General features: G+C 41.4%; 15 protein-coding genes and 1 riboswitch. Of the genes, 10 read left to right on the top strand and 5 right to left on the bottom strand.

Going from position 1 to position 17910, the window contains the following annotated elements:
* A complete protein-coding gene (locus tag CWC28_RS12500; RefSeq protein WP_063700905.1) occupies positions 1–1140 on the bottom strand; it encodes a tetratricopeptide repeat protein in 1140 nt (379 codons plus the stop codon).
* A gap of 271 nt (positions 1141–1411) precedes the next feature.
* On the opposite strand from CWC28_RS12500, the gene CWC28_RS12495 reads away from it, so the two are divergent.
* From CWC28_RS12495 to CWC28_RS12485, 3 genes are all read left to right on the top strand, one after another.
* A complete protein-coding gene (locus CWC28_RS12495) occupies positions 1412–2026 on the top strand; it encodes a PQ-loop domain-containing transporter (RefSeq protein ID WP_063700906.1) in 615 nt (204 codons plus the stop codon).
* 75 nt (positions 2027–2101) lie between these two features.
* Positions 2102–2923, top strand: a complete 822-nt coding sequence (locus CWC28_RS12490) for a hypothetical protein (RefSeq protein WP_063700907.1) — start codon at positions 2102–2104, stop codon at positions 2921–2923.
* The gene (locus CWC28_RS12485; RefSeq protein ID WP_063700909.1) at positions 2920–3402 is read left to right on the top strand and encodes a pilin; all 483 of its coding nucleotides are present in this window, start codon (positions 2920–2922) and stop codon (positions 3400–3402) included. Before CWC28_RS12490 ends, CWC28_RS12485 begins: the two co-directional genes overlap by 4 nt.
* Positions 3403–3452: 50 nt before the next feature.
* On the opposite strand, the gene CWC28_RS12480 is transcribed toward CWC28_RS12485, so the two are convergent.
* Positions 3453–5963: a zinc-dependent metalloprotease gene (locus tag CWC28_RS12480; RefSeq protein ID WP_138625227.1), complete on the bottom strand. Its 2511-nt coding sequence runs from the start codon at positions 5961–5963 to the stop codon at positions 3453–3455.
* Positions 5964–6228: 265 nt separating this feature from the next.
* Between CWC28_RS12480 and CWC28_RS12475 the strand changes: the two genes are divergently transcribed.
* The 5 genes from CWC28_RS12475 (at position 6229) to CWC28_RS12455 (ending at position 14266) form a co-directional block, all read left to right on the top strand.
* Positions 6229–7401 carry an efflux RND transporter periplasmic adaptor subunit gene (locus tag CWC28_RS12475; protein WP_105181005.1) on the top strand — a complete coding sequence of 391 codons (1173 nt, stop codon included), beginning with the start codon at positions 6229–6231 and terminating at the stop codon, positions 7399–7401.
* A 9-nt stretch (positions 7402–7410) separates the two neighbouring features.
* Positions 7411–10548, top strand: coding sequence for an efflux RND transporter permease subunit (locus CWC28_RS12470; RefSeq protein ID WP_138625226.1), 3138 nt, complete (start codon positions 7411–7413; stop codon positions 10546–10548).
* A 135-nt stretch (positions 10549–10683) separates the two neighbouring features.
* Positions 10684–10767, top strand: a riboswitch (cyclic di-GMP riboswitch).
* A gap of 107 nt (positions 10768–10874) precedes the next feature.
* On the top strand, positions 10875–11444 hold the full coding sequence (locus CWC28_RS12465; RefSeq protein WP_105173883.1) for a chitin-binding protein: 570 nt from the start codon (positions 10875–10877) through the stop codon (positions 11442–11444).
* A gap of 275 nt (positions 11445–11719) precedes the next feature.
* A complete protein-coding gene (locus tag CWC28_RS12460; protein WP_138625225.1) occupies positions 11720–13798 on the top strand; it encodes a S9 family peptidase in 2079 nt (692 codons plus the stop codon).
* Positions 13799–13864: 66 nt separating this feature from the next.
* Positions 13865–14266, top strand: coding sequence for a hypothetical protein (locus CWC28_RS12455; RefSeq protein ID WP_063700922.1), 402 nt, complete (start codon positions 13865–13867; stop codon positions 14264–14266).
* Between the two features lie 49 nt (positions 14267–14315).
* Here CWC28_RS12455 and CWC28_RS12450 read toward each other — a convergent pair whose 3' ends face one another.
* Complete coding sequence (locus tag CWC28_RS12450; RefSeq protein WP_063700924.1) at positions 14316–14789, bottom strand: Dps family protein; 474 nt, start codon at positions 14787–14789, stop codon at positions 14316–14318.
* A gap of 366 nt (positions 14790–15155) precedes the next feature.
* Here CWC28_RS12450 and CWC28_RS12445 point away from each other — a divergent pair, with 366 nt between their 5' ends.
* Positions 15156–15365: a hypothetical protein gene (locus tag CWC28_RS12445; protein WP_063700926.1), complete on the top strand. Its 210-nt coding sequence runs from the start codon at positions 15156–15158 to the stop codon at positions 15363–15365.
* Positions 15366–15369: 4 nt separating this feature from the next.
* Here the strand turns inward: CWC28_RS12445 and CWC28_RS12440 are convergent, their stop codons facing one another.
* Positions 15370–15975 (bottom strand): PGAP1-like alpha/beta domain-containing protein, encoded by a 606-nt coding sequence (locus tag CWC28_RS12440; RefSeq protein WP_063700928.1) that lies wholly within the window; start codon positions 15973–15975, stop codon positions 15370–15372.
* 8 nt (positions 15976–15983) lie between these two features.
* On the bottom strand, positions 15984–16520 hold the full coding sequence (locus CWC28_RS12435) for a YaeQ family protein (RefSeq protein ID WP_054552313.1): 537 nt from the start codon (positions 16518–16520) through the stop codon (positions 15984–15986).
* A gap of 91 nt (positions 16521–16611) precedes the next feature.
* On the opposite strand from CWC28_RS12435, the gene ylqF reads away from it, so the two are divergent.
* On the top strand, positions 16612–17556 hold the full coding sequence (gene ylqF, locus CWC28_RS12430; RefSeq protein WP_138625224.1) for a ribosome biogenesis GTPase YlqF: 945 nt from the start codon (positions 16612–16614) through the stop codon (positions 17554–17556).
* Positions 17557–17910 lie beyond the last annotated feature (354 nt).

The following is a 17910-nucleotide window of genomic DNA, read 5'->3' as shown; positions in this document are numbered from 1 at the left end:
CTAGTGTTGATCAGTTAAGGCGAAAAGCTTGGCGTGATACAGCGCCAGTTTTTCGTCTTTATTTTCTATCTCAATGGCTTTTTCTAGCCACTCCTTAGTGCTTTTTTCATTTCCTTGCTGATAACTAATAATCGCTAATTCGATATAGGGTTCAGATAAATAAGGGGCTAATGCAATGGCATCTTCGAGCTGTTGTTTCGCCTTGTAAAGTTGGCCATTGTTACGGGCGTTAATTGCCGTTGCCAGTAACTCGAACGGATCTTGCTCAAGCATCGCCAATTCTGAATTGAGCTGCTCTGCCAAAACCTGATCATTCAGTTGCTCGGCCAATACTGCGTAATTATGTAGTAAATTAGTATCTTTAAAGCCATGCTGCATTGCTGTTTGATAAATATGTTTTGCCCCTGCTAAATCACCCGCTTGGCGATGTAATACGGCGGCTAAATTATAAAGTGATGCCGCATTTGGGGTGTATTCATTGGCTTTTAAGATATAGCTGTAGCTTAAATCGAATTCTTTCAAGGCCAGCGCTTTTGCGGCCAAGTTACTATAATAACGGCTGATCAAGTCTTTTAGTTCAGCTCGACCAGAGTAAAAACTGCCACGTGCTGGAAAGTAATCGATGACTGTACCTGGTGGAACCAAGTAATTACCGTCCTCATTTAAAGGCGCGTAGACTTTGGTGCGAAAATGGCCTGACACATACACGATGTTACTTTGTTTACTGTAAACCGGTTCACTCGACACAGCTTGAAAGCTGGTTTTAAGTCCTGCTAGTTGGGCATAGGCATGGGTTAAGATTGCTAAGCTGATACAGTTACCCTGATGACCTTGAAGAGTCTGCTGGGCATTGAGCGTAGCGCTAAAGTAATTAAAGTTAGTGAGTTTACTTTCTAAGTAGCTATACAGGATTTGGTCGTCTCTTAAATCACCCCCTTGACGCGCGGTAAAATAATCAAGAAAACGCTGTTGCTCATCTGCAGGGAGTGTAAAGAGTTCAGGGTCGCTAAGTTCAACGTGTTTAAAATGTGTGGTGTTGAGTAAGCTGGCTACACTCGGTGGTGGCGTTGGTTGTTGTTTTGTACTTTTACATCCAACTAAAAAAGCACTCAAAACAAGCGCATATAAAATCGACTTCATAGCATTACCCTCCTGAACACTAATTACTCAATGTACCCAGATCGCAGAGACTATTCAAGCAGCTAATGAGTGTCATGGATTGTAAACACCCTGTATGGTTATCTTGCCAATAGACTGTTGTTTGTTTTTTATTCTTTATTGCATTCTAAAACGCTCTCATTACAATGCCGCGCTCTTTTAAATTGCTTAAAAAACATGGGTTTACTCTAGTTTTATAGGTGGTTTATAAACTGCTAACTTATTAACTAAATTGTAACGAGAGAGGTCTGTTTTGGCGCACTTTTTGCCGATTATTTCATGCTTTATTTTAGCGTTTAGCTTTTATCCGCTTTTAAATAAGATCCGTAAAAATCGCAGTGTGTCGGGCGTGTCGCTGTTAATGATGAGCTTTGGGGTCGCGCAAAGTGTGTATTTCATCACCTATAACTTGTTCTTTCAGCGCTTTTACATGGTTTTGCCGTTCGTTGTTACTGGCATGCTAAGTGGTGTGATCCTTTATTACTTTGTTCGTTACAATGCTGAGCGAAAGCAACGTATGCAACTAGCCGGGTTATTAGCCATGTCATTCGTGCCTTTTAGTTTGTTGCTGAACCCTTATTATGAAACGGCAACAGTGCTTAATTGGTTAACCTATGTGGGGTTAGTCATGAGCTCTATTCGTGTTATGCCGCAGACTTATAAAACCATTAAAAGTGGTGATATTAGTAATTTAAGTGCGCGCTACTTTAGCCTACAGTTTGTTGCTGGAAGCTGCGGCCTCGCTGCCGAGCTTGCTATGACTACACCGAGTGTGTCTCACATACTAACCTTTGTGATGATATTACTGACTAATGCAGCGCAATTAGGATGTATTCAGTATTATAAATCACGCCCAGCAATGGCTTAAATGCCTAAGTAATATTCCGTTTATTAACTCGTTGCTTTATGGCACATTATCTTATCGCTATCGAAAGGATAAGATATGAATTGGAATCAATTAGGCTATTTATGTCGATTATTATCGCCAATAAGTGGCCTAAATAAAGCACAGCAAGAAGCGCTTAGTGCCCCGCAACACTTAGAAATTTATAATGATGGACAAAAAAATAGTCCATTAGCCACTAAGCTTGCAAATGACCTTAAAGAAGCTGAAGGTGAACAGCAGCAAAGGTTAGCGTTAAGTTATGCAGCGTTATCATCAACACTAAAAGAGCACTCTTTCGACTATAAAACCAAGTTGCTTTATCTGGGTGTACTTTTCTCAGTTTTCATCCTCGTTAACTTTATTTATCAGCAATTTGTTATTCCTTCATTCTCAAATGTGTTTAGCCAATTTGATGTGCAAGTTACAGAGCACATGGCTAATTTAGCTAGGTTCTGGCTGGTAGCAAGTATTGCGCTCGGCTTGTTCTTGATGGTTATTATATTTACTGTAAATGCACTTCGACAGTTTGCAAATCTGACTTTACTGAATGCTTCATCAGCCCAATTAGGGCTAATAATCCCCAAACAAATTAGGCACAATTATGACGCTTTAGTCGCTCTAATTGAGTTTCCATTGTATGGAACACTACAGAACGATACTCGTGAGTTATCTCATTTAAAAACATGTCAAAGTAATGGCTTGGATATTGCCGAAGAGCTAGAGCTCCTTGTAGTCAATAAGCTTGAAAGCTTACGCGGCGATATCACCGCGCATACCAACAGACTCATCACTATATTTAGTATTTTATTGGTGATATTAATTGCCCATTTCTTAATGGGAGCATATGAGCCTCTATTCTTAATGGGAGAGATAGTGTGAAAAATAAAGGATTTACGCTGATTGAGTTAATGGTTGTAGTCGCCATCATCGGCATTTTAGCTTCTGTTGCATTACCACAATACAGTCAATATATTCAGCGCAGTGAACTAGCGGATCCCTTAGCTATGGCGTCAACCATTCGAGAAGACGTTACAACCTTTTATTTGGAGCACGGCCGCTTTCCAAAAAACAATGAGCAAGCAGGTGTCCCTGCAAGTAAGTTTTTAATTGGTAATCGGGTTACGGGGATCACTGTTGAAGACGGAGCGATTCATATTAGTTTGGGTAATAAGGTATCGATGCCTTTGCAAAATACAGTATTAACTTTTCGCCCTGCGGTTGTTGTCGGAAGCCCTACAAGCCCTATCGCTTGGCTTTGTGGGTTTGATAAACCTGTAACGGGTATGCAAGCGGTTGGTGAGAATAAAACGACTGTGCCAAAAGACATATTACCTTCGTCGTGTATTGATAGACGTTAACTTTAAAAACAAAAGGCTGCTAAGTGGCAGCCTTTTTTGTGTTGCTAAGCTTAAGCTTCGAGGGCTTTACTAATTAAGCGATCGATATATTGCTTATGCGCTTTAGCTGCGGTGTCTGCACCCCAAGGCACGCTCATATCAGCAATTTGATTTAACTGATAAAGCGCAGCTGCTTTGGCTAGGTTGTCGTGCTTACTCGCTTTGCCTAAACCAGCAATCGCGATTAGCTGATTCACATATTCAATTTGTAGGTTGTGACTTAAGGTATTTGCTTTTTTGCTGTCTACAAAAATGCTTGCTGTTAAGTCATTCATAAATTGGTTAAGTGAATACTCATTACCATACATAGCACTGTCTGAAATACGCAGCATGACAGCCGGGTGTAATAACTGGGCAAGTACCAGCTTTTGCATGCCTAAAATCATGCCATGTGGTTTAGGGTCTTCGTTCTTACCGTAATGATTAAAACCACGACGTTGCTGTAGCAGGTAGTTATAAAGTGGCTGCATACTAGCAAGCACATTTGGCGAGAATACTTTGTCGGCTAACACTTGCATTGCATGTTGTTGGCGCTCAAGTGGCACTGGTGTAAGTGGCGTGCCATTTTTATCATCGCCTACAACATTACGCTCTACATAAACACCACCGATTTGACGTGACACTACGCCGGCTTGTGTTCTGTAGCTACCAAATAGAATGTTTGCTGAGGTAACAAGTTGTTGGTATGACTCGCCATTCACGGTGGCTTTGTCTTTAAGTTCAGTAAATAACTTATTGATAAGTGCCATACGATCATCAGCATATGCGGCAGGATTCGATGACATATCGCCAATCATCACGCGAGGGTCGATATGACGACCAGGGGCGCGCATGTCATCAGCATCATTACCAAACGCTAAACCGTGCTCTGATGAGCGAGCGAGAATTTTCTCAAGGCGTTGTTGCTCAGCCGCTTTATCAGCTAATGCTTGGCTGTAGCCGTATTCAATCGCCCAATCATCGTAAGGGCCAGGTTTGGTTTGGAAAATATCACCTTGCTGCATGCCAATAGGGGCAATGTTTGCTGGTGCATAATCCATCACCGAGCCAGTTACGATACCTTGTGTTTTACTCTTATCGTGAACTTCTTTTTCATCCCACAAAATAGACGACTTCATATTGTGGTTAAGACCAAGGGTATGACCTACTTCGTGTAACACCAGCTGAGTTAAACCTTGGCGTAAAATCTCTTTGTCTTCAATGCTCGCACCTGTGCCTAAGCCTTTAGCAAGTAACATGTTTTCTTGAATACTGTGACCCAGTGAACAATGCAGTTCTGAGGTGCTTGGGCTGCTTTGAAGTGTTGCTGCACCTTGCGTGTATAAGGTGTCGTACATCCAACGGTTTTTCATGAAAACATACTCTAACATGATGTCAGAGCCTAAGATCTCACCAGTCAACGGGTTAGCAAGGGCTGGGCCGTAACCACCAAATGGTGGGCGTGGTGATGCAGTCCAACGTAATACGTTGTAGTTAATATCGCCCGCATCCCAATTTGCGTCATCAGGTTGTACTTTTACTTCGATGGCATTTTTAAAGCCCGCTTTTTCAAATGAGCTATTCCATGCCAGCACGGCATCACGAATGGTGTCTCGCCACTCAACAGGCGTGGTATTTTCAATCCACCAAGTGATCGGTTTAACTGGCTCAGAAAGTGCAGCTGATGGGTCTTTCTTTTGCAAGTCCCAGCGTTTGATGACATCTTCATAAGGTGCCCAGTCTGCTGATGTCATATTGTCGAATTCGTTAGTAAAATAACCAATACGCGCGTCATCTTGGCGAGCTTGATAATCATTTTTTGGTAACGCAACGAATGAATGTTGGACTTTAATTGAAATATTACGAGGGTCGCTTACGGCACCAGAGCCTCGTACAGTTGGGTTGGCATTATTGAATACATAATCAACCACAACATCTAGGTTATTTGGGTAAGGGCGCTGTTTAATGATACGCGACTTTTTGTCGTCTAATTTACCAAGTTTAAAACGTTTGCTGGCATCTTTATCTTTTGGATTCGCCCAAGGTGAGACTTTATGCAGCGCTTCACTTAAAAATAGCTTATCAACATTAAAGGCTATTTTGCCGCCTTCTTCTTTTTCGATTTTGATACTCGCAAGGACAGCTTCGCTAATGTTGGCATCGGCAGAGCGTGCTAAGGCTGAGTTTTCATCAAATTTATAGCGCGGCGTTTTGCTAATAATATCAATGCGGTCAAAATATTTACGGAATTCAATTAGCTTTGTCTCGCGGTACGCCCCTCTGAAGTGACCTGCATCAGTAACACCATCAACGGTGTGAGCAAAATACACAAACGGCGTATCGAGTTGAGATTGGTCGATCACCATTAAGTTGTCGCCCGTTTTCGCATCTTGGTAAATACTGAAAACACCGGCAAACTCGCTTTTATCTTTGATCATTTCAGCCAGTGTTTTTGGCTTCTTTTCTTCTTTTTTCGCTTCGGCGGCGTGGCCATTCATGGCAAACGCTAGGCTTAGTGCCAGCGCAATGTTTGTTATTTTCATTGTTAACTCGTTCCTTTAATTATTTCTCAATCAAGTTTAATGAATTAACCCTTTGATAAAAGAGTGTTTGTTAACAAGTGTGAAAGGGAGAGTGTAAGCTTTTGATATTAGGTGTTTTTTGTTTGTAACAAATTGTTCTTAGGTGGAATTTTTGCTTTGTATTGCCAATTTAACTGTTTTTGTAACAGTTCCTTACAAATGTCACATTAATGTTTCTGTCAGCTTTGGTATGATAGGGCCAGTGAAAATATTATAGGTGTAAGTTATGCGCACAAGTTTATTAAAATGGATCTTACCATTTGTTGCATTAATCGTTGGTATTGCTGGTTTTAAGGCAATCAACGCTATTGCTCAAGAGCCTAAAGACAAGGATGTAGTTGATGTGCGTCCTTTGGTACAGGTTGAGCCGGTAGCAAGCGATGATCATCAAGTGATTATTAACAGTTACGGTGAAGTTAAACCGCTAGAAAGTACTTTGATTGCCTCACAAGTGGCTGGTGAAGTAACTAGCTGGCATCCAAACTTTGTTGCGGGTGGCATCGTAGCCCGTGGCGAAGTGTTATTTACTATCGAAAAAGATAACTACGAAGCGGCTGTACTACAAGCTGAAGCGTCGCTTGCAAGTGCACAAGCGGCACTGATTGAAGAGCAAGCCCAAGCTAAAGTGGCACAGGATGAAGCAAGACGCTACCCAGAGCGTGAACGCACTGACTTATTCCTACGTAAACCTCAAGTTTTAAGCGCGCAAGCGGCTGTTAAATCAGCGCAGGCTGCATTAAAACGTGCCGAGCGTGACCTTGCTCGTTGTGAAGTCAGAGCGCCTTATGATGCACTGGTGATCAGCCGTGAAATTGGTGTCGGTCAATACATCAATGTGGGTAGCCAAGTTGCTGAAATTAACAATATTGAAAGTGCTGAGATCATCGTGCCAATCGCTGGCTTTGACAGTGTATTTTTACCAAAACGCTTAAAAGGCGTTAAAGCAACCATTATCAATAAAGGCTTAAACAGTTTTACTCGTGAAGCTGAAATTGACCGTGACCTAGGCGTTGTTGATAACGCAACGCGTATGAGCAACTTAGTGGTTCGTGTTGATGACCCATACGGCTTAAAGCACGACGTACAACCAATTAAATTTGGTGCTTATGTACAAGTGAACTTTGCAGGTGCGACATTACAAAACATCTATCGTTTACCGCAGTCTTTAGTGAATAACCAAACAGTATGGATTGTGAACGGCGAAAATAAACTTGAGCCACGTAAAGTAACTGTTGTGCGTGAAGAAGGCGAATTCTTCTATGTAAGTGATGGCCTTGAAGTGAATGACCAGCTAGTACTTACTTTACCTGAGTATCCGCAAGAGGGCATGGAAGTAAAGATTGCTGGTATGAAAGAAATGACAAGCGATGCAGAAACTGCAGCGGTTGATAAGCTGTAAGGTAACCTTATGACAGACGCAAATACAGAAAAACAGTCTGGCCTTATTGCCTATTTTGCCAATAACTCGGTCGCTGCTAACTTAATGATGGTGTTTATCATCATCATGGGGATTATTAGTTATTTCACTATTCAACGCCAAATGTTCCCGAATATTGAAATTAATTACATCGAGATACAAGCCAATTACCCGGGTGCCTCGCCACAGGAAATTGAAGAAAGTATTCTGATCAAAATTGAAGAATCGCTCAAAGATGTCACTGAAATTAAACGTGGTGTATATCGTGCGTTTCGAAATAATGGTCGTGCAAGCTTAGAGATCAATACAGACGCAGAGCTCACGGATGTGCTTGATAAAGTGAAGCTACGTGTAGACAGTATTGCGACGTTCCCAGCAGGCATGGAGCCTGTGACGATTAGTCAGGTTGAGTTTCGCCAAGACGTGATTGGCATGAGCTTAGTCGGTGATATTCCACTGACTGAGCTAAAGCCAGTTGCGAACCAAATCGAAAATGAATTACTGCAACTATCTAATGTGTCATTGGTGCAAAACGATGTACCACTTGATGAGATTGCGATTGAAATCGATCCAGATTCACTGCGTCAATACAATCTGACTCTGAGTGATGTGGCCAGTGCGGTACGTCGTTACTCTGCGAATATTTCAGCAGGCCAATTACGTACTGACGCAGGTATTATCTCGGTACGTGTTGAAAACCAGTATTACAACGGTGATGAGTTCCGCCAGATCCCTGTAAAAATTGGCGCGAATGGCGCGAAAGTGCTGCTAAACGATATCGCGGTGATCAAAGACCAATTCATAGAAGGTGAACGCTACTTTAAATTTAATGGTGAAAATGCCGTTTATTTATCTGTAAAAGCAACTAAAGAGCAAAACATGATCCCGGTTGCTGAATCAGTTAAAGCGTTTATTGAACTAAAGAATAAAGAGTTACCTGCCGGTATTCGTCTTGTGCCACTGATGGACATGACTTACTACCTCAATGCCCGTTTAGACATGATGAAAACCAACCTATTTCAAGGGGCTATCTTGGTTGCCATTATGTTGTCTATCTTCTTGCGCTTTAAGCTAGCACTTTGGGTAATGATTGGTTTACCTGTGTGTTTCTTAGGTGCAATGATGATGATGCCATTATTTGGTATCAGTATTAATATTGTGTCGTTATTTGCTTTTATTATGGTACTGGGGATCGTGGTCGACGATGCCATAGTCATAGGGGAGAGCGCCTACACCGAAATTGAGAAAAAAGGCGGTGGTGTTGTGAATGTAGTGAATGGCGCAAAACGCGTTGCTACCCCGGCAACATTTGGTGTTTTAACTACGATTGCTGTATTTGCACCGTTTACGTTATCAAGTGGACCAGAGAGCGCATTCTTCTTTGGTATCGCTGTGGTGGTAATTCTGTGTTTGGTATTCAGTTTGATTGAATCGAAACTTATTTTACCAGCGCACATTGCCCATACTAAGTTCCCGCCAATTAATCCTAATAGCTGGCGAGCGCGCTTTAACAAGCGTTTCTTTAACTTTGTAAATGGTCCGTATAAACGCTTTATTGTGCGTTGTGTTGAATGGCGCTGGTTTGTGTTGTTTGCGTTTGTTGGCTTGTTAATTATGACCTTTGGTCTGATTACATCAAACCAAGTGCGTGTTGTACCAACTCCAAAAGTACCTCATGATTTTCCGCAAATTCGTTTAGAAATGAATGAAAATGCCTCGGATATGCAAACAATTAATGCGATCCGTGAAATCGAAGCCATGGTACACAAAGTCGACCAAGAGACAGAGCGTGAGTTTGGCCAAAAGCTGATTCGCGATATCTTAGTGTTTAACCAAGGTCGTACTGAAGCACAGCTACTGGCTCCGCTGGTCGATGAAGAGTTACGTCCTTATAACGCATTTGAATTATCTCGTCGTTGGCGTGAACAAATGCCAAGTATCCCGGGTGTGAAATCACTGCAAATTTACGATGACGTGAATGGCGGTGGTATGGATGGTGAGTTTGGTTACTTACTTTACGGCCCTGATATCGATACTTTAAATGATGCAGGTCGTCGTTTCATCCAACTATTACAACAGCAAAAAGGCTTGTTTGATATTAGTTCGACCATCGATCCGGCGAGCAAAGAAGTGCAATTAAGCTTAAAACCTGTGGCATATGATTTAGGTTTAGACCTTGCCAATATTGCTAATCAAGTAGGTGCAAGTTTCTACGGTGGTGAAGCTCAGCGTGTTATTCGCCGTGGTGAAGAAGTGCGCGTCATGGTTCGTTATCCGAAATTAACACGTGAAGCGTTTGCCTCATTAAAGCATGCCGTTATTACAACACCTGCTGGTAAAGAGGTCATGCTAGGTGATGTTGTCGAGCTGAATGAAACGCCAGGTATTAGTTATATTCGCCGTGAAGGTGGCTATCGTACTGTGTATATCTACGGCAGTATCGATGAAGAAGCGATTGAACCGGGCGAAGTTGTTAAGCAAGTTAAAGAGACTCTGTTACCGCAACTTAAAGAAGAATACCCATCAGTTAAAACTGAGTTAGGTGGTTCTATTGAAGAGCAACAAGCGCAAGCTAATGAGCAAATCATGTTCTTCATCGGCGGTATGATTTTAGTGTATATCTTGCTTGCAGTACCGCTTAAGAGCTATTCACAGCCTCTTATTGTTATGTCGGTTATTCCATTTAGCTTAACCGGTGCAATTTGGGGTCACTTCTGGTTTGGTTTAGACATTAGCTTGATGTCGGGCTTTGGTTTGATTGCGGCAGCGGGTGTGGTAATTAACGACTCGTTAGTTATGACTGACTTTGTAAACCAAGCGCGCCGTGAAGGTATTTCAACTCGCGAAGCAGTTATCGAAGCAGGTTGTGCACGCTTTAGAGCAATCACCCTGACTTCAATTACAACCTTTGCTGGTGTACTACCGATTATGTTCGAAACCAGCTTACAAGCTAAATTTGTCATTCCAATGGCAGTAGCACTTGGTTTTGCGGTTATGTTTGCAACTCTAATCACGCTAGTACTTGTACCTTGTTTGTACATCATCATGAGTGATGTGGGTAATATCTTCTTGAAAGTATTCCGTGCGGGGCACCGAGTAACGACCAGAAGAAAACTAGCAAGGGATTAATACCCCCTCAGTTTAAAAGCCAACCTAAAGGTTGGCTTTTTTGTATCATTCGTTTTTGCTAGTAACTATTTGCTATATAAGACGTTTGGTTACATTCTTTTGTTTGATTTGTGATTCGGTCACGATTATACTCAGTCTTGTTTTTGGCAAACTAACTGAAAGGTTAGGACGCAAAGTTTCCGGTCTAAGGTTTTAAACTATGATAGCGGGACCGCTGATAAGCACATAATCTAGTGCTTTGGATCTCTTGCCTCAAACTAAAAGTATTTATTTTGTTCGGTTGTTAGATAATGCCTATTAGTTGTTCTTAGGGTGATATTTTGTTTATGCATACGTCAATGGCCTCCGGGAAGTGGTTGCCGATTGGTTGCTTAAATCATCATACCCAACTGTTTGTTGGTGATAGGGTGATTGTGACCTTTTATGACATGCAAGGAGAGCTAGTCGATTTATCATTCGAATACCCGATCAGCAGTTCCGATCAGGGTGAGCCTCATAATTGGCCACGTTCTGTTGCCGAGCATATTAACGTGCATATTCCGCTGGTTAAAGCGGGCAAAATGACCGAACAAGGTTTAGTGGTTGCGTACCGTTCAAACCAAATTTATGCCCTAGAAGGGTCGGGCATTACGCAGGTAAAAGTGGCGTTTAATTGCATCGCAAAATGTAAAGAGCGAGTGCAAGATAGTCTGCAAGATTATGACTATGTCTACCCACAAGCATGCAGCGATTACAGTGCGGGTGTTAAAGTACTACAGCCAAAAACGGGTCATATTTATATGTGTAAACCGTGGCCATTTAGCGAGTTTTGTCGTGTTAAAGATTCACACAACCCGCTGTTTGAGCCAGGTGTAGGAAAAAGCTGGGCTATGGCTTGGCAGCAAGTATCGCATTAACAGTTTCCCCCTAAATGCTATTTTAGCATTGCTTAGCCCACTCAATTTGAGTGGGCTTTTTTAATACCAACCCGCAATAATACTTAATCATTTTGAGGGATTAAACCTGTCGCTAACTGCGTTATAAATTTCTCATTTAGAACAACTAAATAACGAAATTTTTGCCTTGTTATCAACGAGGTTTCATTGCCTCAAAATAGACTACTTAATTAAGCTGATTGGTATAATTCTGTGATAAACTGCTAGCAATTCGTTTTTTATTTTGGTTTTTCCCTGTGTCATCAAAATCGTATTCTTTGTCTTTACTCGCGCATCCTCCTGTTGCCAAAAAACACCCTCATCCATTAACGACTCACCAACAGACTCGCACCGATCACTATTATTGGATGCGTGATGATGAGCGTGAAAATGAGGATGTATTAGCGCACTTAAATGCCGAAAACGATTATTGTGATAAGCAACTAGCCGATATAAAACCACTGCGCGAACAACTATTTAATGAGCTAAAAGACCGTATTGTTAAAGACGACAACACGGTACCAGTAAAAGATGGCCAGTATTGGTATCACTCAGAAGTACGTGGCGACGATGAATATGCACGCCATTATCGCAGCAGCTCAATAGAAGCGCACGACAAGCACCTGTTGTTAGATGTAAACCAATTAGCTGGCGACTACGAATTTTATGAATTAGGCGAAGTTGCAATTAGCCCTGACGAGCAGCTACTTGCTTACTCTGAAGACACCGAAGGGCGCCGTATTTACACTGTGCGTTTTAAAAATATTGCCAGCGGTGAGATGTTTAGCGATGTGCTGGAAAACACCGAAGGCCAAGTAGTGTGGGCTAATGACAGTAAAACCGTTTTTTATGTAAAAAAAGACCTACAAACCTTATTGGGTTTTCAGGTTTACCGCCATGTTTTAGGCACCTCGCAAGCTGATGATATACTGGTTTATGAAGAGCAAGATAAAAGCTTTTTTATGGGGCTTGGCAAAAGCCGCGATGAAAGCCTTATCATTATTGACCTTGCTACCACAGAAACAAACGATACTTGGGTGCTGGATGCCAATAACCCAGAAGGTGAGTTTAGTGCCTTAATGCCACGCGAAGAAGGCCATGAATTCGATGTCGATAAGCTAGGTGATACCTTTTACATTGTGACTAACTGGCAAGCAAAAAACTTTCGCTTAATGACGGCGACGCAAAGCACCATTGCCGATAAAAGTCTTTGGCAGGAGCATACACCGCATCGCGAAAACGTATTGTTAGAAGGAGTCGAGATTTTTGATGACTACCTTATCCTCACAGAGCGAGAACTTGGCCAAACACGTTTTGTTGTAGTTAATCAGCAAGCTGAGCGTCTTACTTTAGAGTTTGATGATCCTTGTTATTATGCTGCAATTGCCATGAACCCCGAGCCGAATGTGAGCACTGCGCGTATTTACTATTCAAGCTTAACGACGCCAGGTTCTTTGTATGATGTTGATTTAAAAACAGGTAACAAAACCTTATTAAAACAACAGCAAGTGCTAGGGGATTTTAACCCAGAACATTATCGCTCAGAGCGTTTAATGGTTACTGCAAGAGATGGCGAGAAAGTACCCGTTTCTTTGGTTTATCGTATTGATAAATTTACTAAAGATGGCACTAACCCAGTACTGCAATACGGCTATGGCGCGTACGGCATTACCATCGATCCTAGCTTTTCAAGCAGTTCATTAAGTTTGCTAGACCGCGGTTTTGTTTATGCGATTGCACATATTCGCGGTGGCGAAATGCTAGGACGTCACTGGTATGAGCAAGGTAAAAAGCAATATAAGCAAAATAGCTTTAGCGATTTTATTGATGTTACGCATGCGCTTACTGAGCAAGGCTATGCACACCCAGAAAAAGTATTTGCGTCTGGTGGCAGTGCTGGTGGTTTATTAATGGGCGCCGTGGTTAACCAAGCCCCTGAGCTTTATTTAGGTATTGGTTGCCATGTGCCATTTTTAGATGTGCTAACCACGATGCTCGATGAGAGTATCCCCCTGACGACCAATGAATATGACGAATGGGGTAACCCAAATGATCCTGCATTTTATGATGTAATTCAGGCTTACTCGCCGTACGATAATATTAAGGCGCAGTCTTACCCTAATATTCTCGTTACTACCGGATTCCATGATTCTCAAGTGCAATACTGGGAACCAATGAAGTGGGTTGCAAAGCTGCGAGAGTTTAAAACCGATGACAACATTTTGGTATTTAAAACCGACATGGATGCAGGCCATGGTGGCGCATCGGGTCGCTTTAAAAGCCTTGAGGAAAAGGCATTAGAAATGGCCTTTTTTATTGCTTTATTACCAAATTAAGGCTTAGATAAATAAGTAAATAAATTTTATAAGCGTAAACTTAAGTTGTATTTCAAAGGGGTAAGCATGTTTAAAGCCCATGGTGATTGGCGCTATTTTGTAGAGCCGCCAGTGATTTATGTGGAAATTAGTGGCAGCTTTAATAAAGAAGCCGTTGCTTCATTTAGTATTGAAATCGCTCAAGAAATTATGAAGTATCCAGAGCATTCCATTCAGTATGCTGTGGTCAATTTAGAGCAATTTGAATTAGCAACTGCCGATAGTATTGAGATTGCAAAGGTTTACTTTCAGGCCGTTAAAGCGCGGGGCTACAAACGCGTTGACTATATTAAAGCGAATATCATTGCTCGCAATTTATTAGAAACAGTTTGGTCGGGCGTCGAAATGGATATTAACTTTCACCCAGATGCTGAAAGCTTTTTTCAAGCAAGACCTGAGTACGATAATCTAAGAAAGTGGTTAAAGTAGAATATAAAAAAGCCCTCATATGAGGGCTTTTTCGTATCTGTTGTAAATATTAACCAAGGTAGGCTTTTAACATCCAAACAAGTTTCTCTTGTTCTTTGATGTAGTCGCCCATAAGTGATGCTGTACCTTCGTCATCTGCATCACCTGCTTGTGCGAGGATTTCACGCTGCATCTGAATAAGCGTGCTGTAACCTGCTAATAGGTTTTCTACTGCCGCTGTGCCTTCAGTGATATTTTTAGCTTCACTAATTTTGCTTGCTTCAATGTACTCAGAGAATGCGTGCACAGGTGTACCACCTAACGTTAAAATACGCTCTGCAATCTCATCTACTTTCTCAAGCAGTAGGTTATAAATTTCTTCAAATTTAAGGTGTAATTCAAAAAAGTTACGACCTTTGATGTTCCAATGAAAGCCGCGTGCGTTCATGTATTGAATTTGGTAGCAGCTTAATAAAGAGTTAAGTGATTTTACGATATCTTCACTTTTTGCGCTGTTTAAACCAATTGCATTTACCTGTGACATAGATTTGCTCCTTAAAAAAACCGTTATTTGTTTACTTGCTAGTGCTTGGTGTTAAGTATTAGCCATCTTGGTTAATCTGTAAAATGGTTTAATTCGAACGCTGTGATAGGTTTTAGCTATCAAAGGTTGGTTTTGTCCATTTGTGCACTATCAACATAACATTAAATTACTTTTATATAGACTTGGGGCAACTGAGCAAAAAATCTACCTTATTTTACGAATATTTTAAAATTAGGCAGAAAGTATGATCTAAAACAAGGTTTGCACTCGCTGCTAACAACGCCGATTTAGAACTTGATTTAGGTCAAAAAAGCAACGAACTAGAAGCGCATAATGACTTTACCGCATTTAACCAGGAGAAGAAAAATGGACGGTAAAACAGTTAAAGAAAATAAAGCAGAATTAGTTGTTGTAGTGATTGCGTTACTTACATTTGTGATTGGTTTAGTTGGGCATTTAGCAGGTGCTAGCTTCGCAAACTTTGACACCTTTGGCTATATTGCTGCACCCGTACCACTTATTCTAGGGATCATTGTTTTAATCTCATATAAAGTGGCTGCAAGTGCTGAAGATTAAAGTATCACTCACTTTGATTTATAAGCTTAATAATGTAATCCATCACTTGGCGTGAGTAGATCATACTGGTGTGACTCAAATGAAACACCTTATGTTCTGCCATGCCATTGAGTTTGGTTTCATCAATCAAAACTGTTCCATCAGAGACACTGCCTTTAGCAATCAGCGGCATTAGCCCAATTGGTAAATCACCGGCAATACTATACAGCTTGGCATTAAATGGCCAATCACCATTCTCAGGCAATAAAAACTCCACGCTGTTTTTTAACAGCATATCAAAGCCTTTTTGCTGCATTTGCTTAGCAATATGACTGCCTTTATGCGGGGTGCCTAAGGTGATCACCTTTTCGACATGGCGACTTTGTAAGGAATTGGCCTCTAAGTAAGCGCGAGCCACTAAGCCGCCCATAGAGTGGCAAACTAAGGCGGTAGGTTTGCCACCGATAAAGCGATCAATCTTATCGAAAATCGCCGCTCTATCGGGAGAGAGCGTGTTATAGGTCAAATTGAGTATTTTTAGACCTGACTTTTCAAGGCGTGAACACAGCGGGCGCATCACAAAGCCCGACATATAAAGTCCGTGTAATACTACAACTTGCCTAATTGCCATCGCATTCCTTACATTAACTGTTGCGGCTTAATTTCGATATTTGCCGTGTCTGAGCTAACCCATACTTCACCATCTTGAATGGTAATCGTGAGTTTGATATTGCGATCAGCTAAGTCGGCTAAAGCCTGAGTCGCGGCATAATCGAGACTAAAAATACTCAAGTTTTTAAAATCATACAACTTAGGTTGATGTTTTTGCCACCAAATCGCTTGATTATTTTCGCCGTAGGTATATAAAACAACTTGCTTCGACTTATTGCAGGCTTTTTTCAGACGTTTTTCGTCTGGTAGCCCAAGCTCAACCCATAATTCAATTTCTTCGCTATAGTTAATGTGCCAAAGCTCAGGCTCATCATCTGCGCATAAACCCTTTGTAAACTCTAAGCCTTCACGAGCATTTAGTGCAAAAGCCAACAAGCGGATCATTAAACGTTGCTCGGTTTCTGATGGGTGTTGTGCCAGTGTTAAATTGAAATCTTGATAAATGTGGCGGTCCATATCGCTTAACGATAATTGCGCTTTAATAATGGTTGATTTAAGAGCCATAACTGCTTACTTGAAAAAATTTGCGTCATTATAGCGCAATTCGTTGCCGAGCCAGTTAAAATACCGTGAAATTATCTTATAGGAGTTAAAAATGGCCATCCAGTGGTTCCCGGGTCACATGAACAAAGCCCGAAACGAAATTAAAGAAATCATGCCACAGATGGATGTGATCATTGAGGTACTTGATGCCCGTATTCCTTACAGTAGTGAAAACCCAATGGTTACTGCGCTGCGTGGCGATAAGCCGGTGATCAAAATCATGAATAAGGCGGACTTGGCAGATCCTAAGTTAACGCAAGCTTGGAAAGACTACTTTGAACAGCAAAGTGGCGTAAAAGCGATTGATTTTGGTAATGATAAAGCAGGTGAAGTGCACCGTATTAATGAGCTTTGTAAAAAATTAGTGCCGCATAAAGTAGGTGCTGATAAGCAAATTAAAGCCATGATCATGGGAATTCCAAACGTTGGTAAATCAACACTTATTAATACTTTAGCCGGCCGTATCGTGGCAAAAACAGGTAATGAACCTGCGGTAACAAAAGCGCAGCAACGTATTAAGCTTGACGATGGCATTATGCTTTACGACACGCCGGGTATGTTATGGCCTAAAGTAGAGAACGAAAACTCTGGTTATCGTTTAGGGGCAACTGGTGCAATTCGTGATACCGCTATCGACTACGAAGAAGTGGCAAGTTACACCGCTGAATATTTACTGCATGCATATCCAGAACTTTTAAAAAGCCGCTATAAAATTGATGAGCTACCAGAGTCTGACTGGGAGTTTGTTGAAATGGCAGGTAAAAAGCGTGGTTGTATCCGCGGTGGTAATCAAATTGATACTTACAAAATGTCTGAAATTCTTATTAACGAATTACGCGATGGCATTATTGGTCGTATTACCATGGAAACACCGGCTATGCGTGAAGAAGAAGAGCAAATAGTTGCTGAGCTTCGCGCTGCTGCAGAGGCGAAAAAAGCCGCTAAAGAAGAAGAGAAAAAACAACGCCGTGCACGTGCACGCAAGAACCGTCGATAAAGTTAATGCATTAATTTTTAGACATAAAAAAAGCCCTGCAAGGGCTTTTTTAGTTTCATATCTACCGTCACCGATATGAGCAATGTAGCAAGTAAAATAAGTAGGGTCGCTTATATGTCGCCAATATCAAGGGGCGTTGCCATTAGTAACATATAAGCTAAAGCTTTAACGTGGCGACACGCGTTTCTGGGGAGAAACAAATTCAATCTGAACAAGTCATCATACTTCGCTTGGCTTGTTGAGATTAATTATCAATTAGGTTTGCGGTACTGTCAATATGTTTTTGAAAATAATTCTCATTTAGTTTGTTTTGCAGGTTTTGTACGAATTTTAGACATAAAAAAAGCCCTGTAA

The organism is Pseudoalteromonas sp. S4492, from assembly GCF_005886115.1.
GTDB classification, from domain to species: domain Bacteria; phylum Pseudomonadota; class Gammaproteobacteria; order Enterobacterales; family Alteromonadaceae; genus Pseudoalteromonas; species Pseudoalteromonas gelatinilytica.
The sequence above is the reverse complement of the archived record's forward strand: the minus strand, read 5'-3'. Positions and strand labels throughout refer to the sequence as shown.

Excerpts from the sequence above, each read along its gene's own strand:
- CWC28_RS12500 (WP_063700905.1), bottom strand. The coding sequence starts at position 1,140 with ATGAAGTCGATTTTATATGCGCTTGTTTTGAGTGCTTTTTTAGTTGGA.
- CWC28_RS12490 (WP_063700907.1), top strand. The coding sequence starts at position 2,102 with ATGAATTGGAATCAATTAGGCTATTTATGTCGATTATTATCGCCAATA.
- CWC28_RS12480 (WP_138625227.1), bottom strand. The coding sequence starts at position 5,963 with ATGAAAATAACAAACATTGCGCTGGCACTAAGCCTAGCGTTTGCCATG.
- CWC28_RS12475 (WP_105181005.1), top strand. The coding sequence starts at position 6,229 with ATGCGCACAAGTTTATTAAAATGGATCTTACCATTTGTTGCATTAATC.
- CWC28_RS12470 (WP_138625226.1), top strand. The coding sequence starts at position 7,411 with ATGACAGACGCAAATACAGAAAAACAGTCTGGCCTTATTGCCTATTTT.
- CWC28_RS12465 (WP_105173883.1), top strand. The coding sequence starts at position 10,875 with ATGCATACGTCAATGGCCTCCGGGAAGTGGTTGCCGATTGGTTGCTTA.
- CWC28_RS12455 (WP_063700922.1), top strand. The coding sequence starts at position 13,865 with ATGTTTAAAGCCCATGGTGATTGGCGCTATTTTGTAGAGCCGCCAGTG.
- CWC28_RS12450 (WP_063700924.1), bottom strand. The coding sequence starts at position 14,789 with ATGTCACAGGTAAATGCAATTGGTTTAAACAGCGCAAAAAGTGAAGAT.
- CWC28_RS12445 (WP_063700926.1), top strand. The coding sequence starts at position 15,156 with ATGGACGGTAAAACAGTTAAAGAAAATAAAGCAGAATTAGTTGTTGTA.
- CWC28_RS12440 (WP_063700928.1), bottom strand. The coding sequence starts at position 15,975 with ATGGCAATTAGGCAAGTTGTAGTATTACACGGACTTTATATGTCGGGC.
- CWC28_RS12435 (WP_054552313.1), bottom strand. The coding sequence starts at position 16,520 with ATGGCTCTTAAATCAACCATTATTAAAGCGCAATTATCGTTAAGCGAT.
- ylqF (WP_138625224.1), top strand. The coding sequence starts at position 16,612 with ATGGCCATCCAGTGGTTCCCGGGTCACATGAACAAAGCCCGAAACGAA.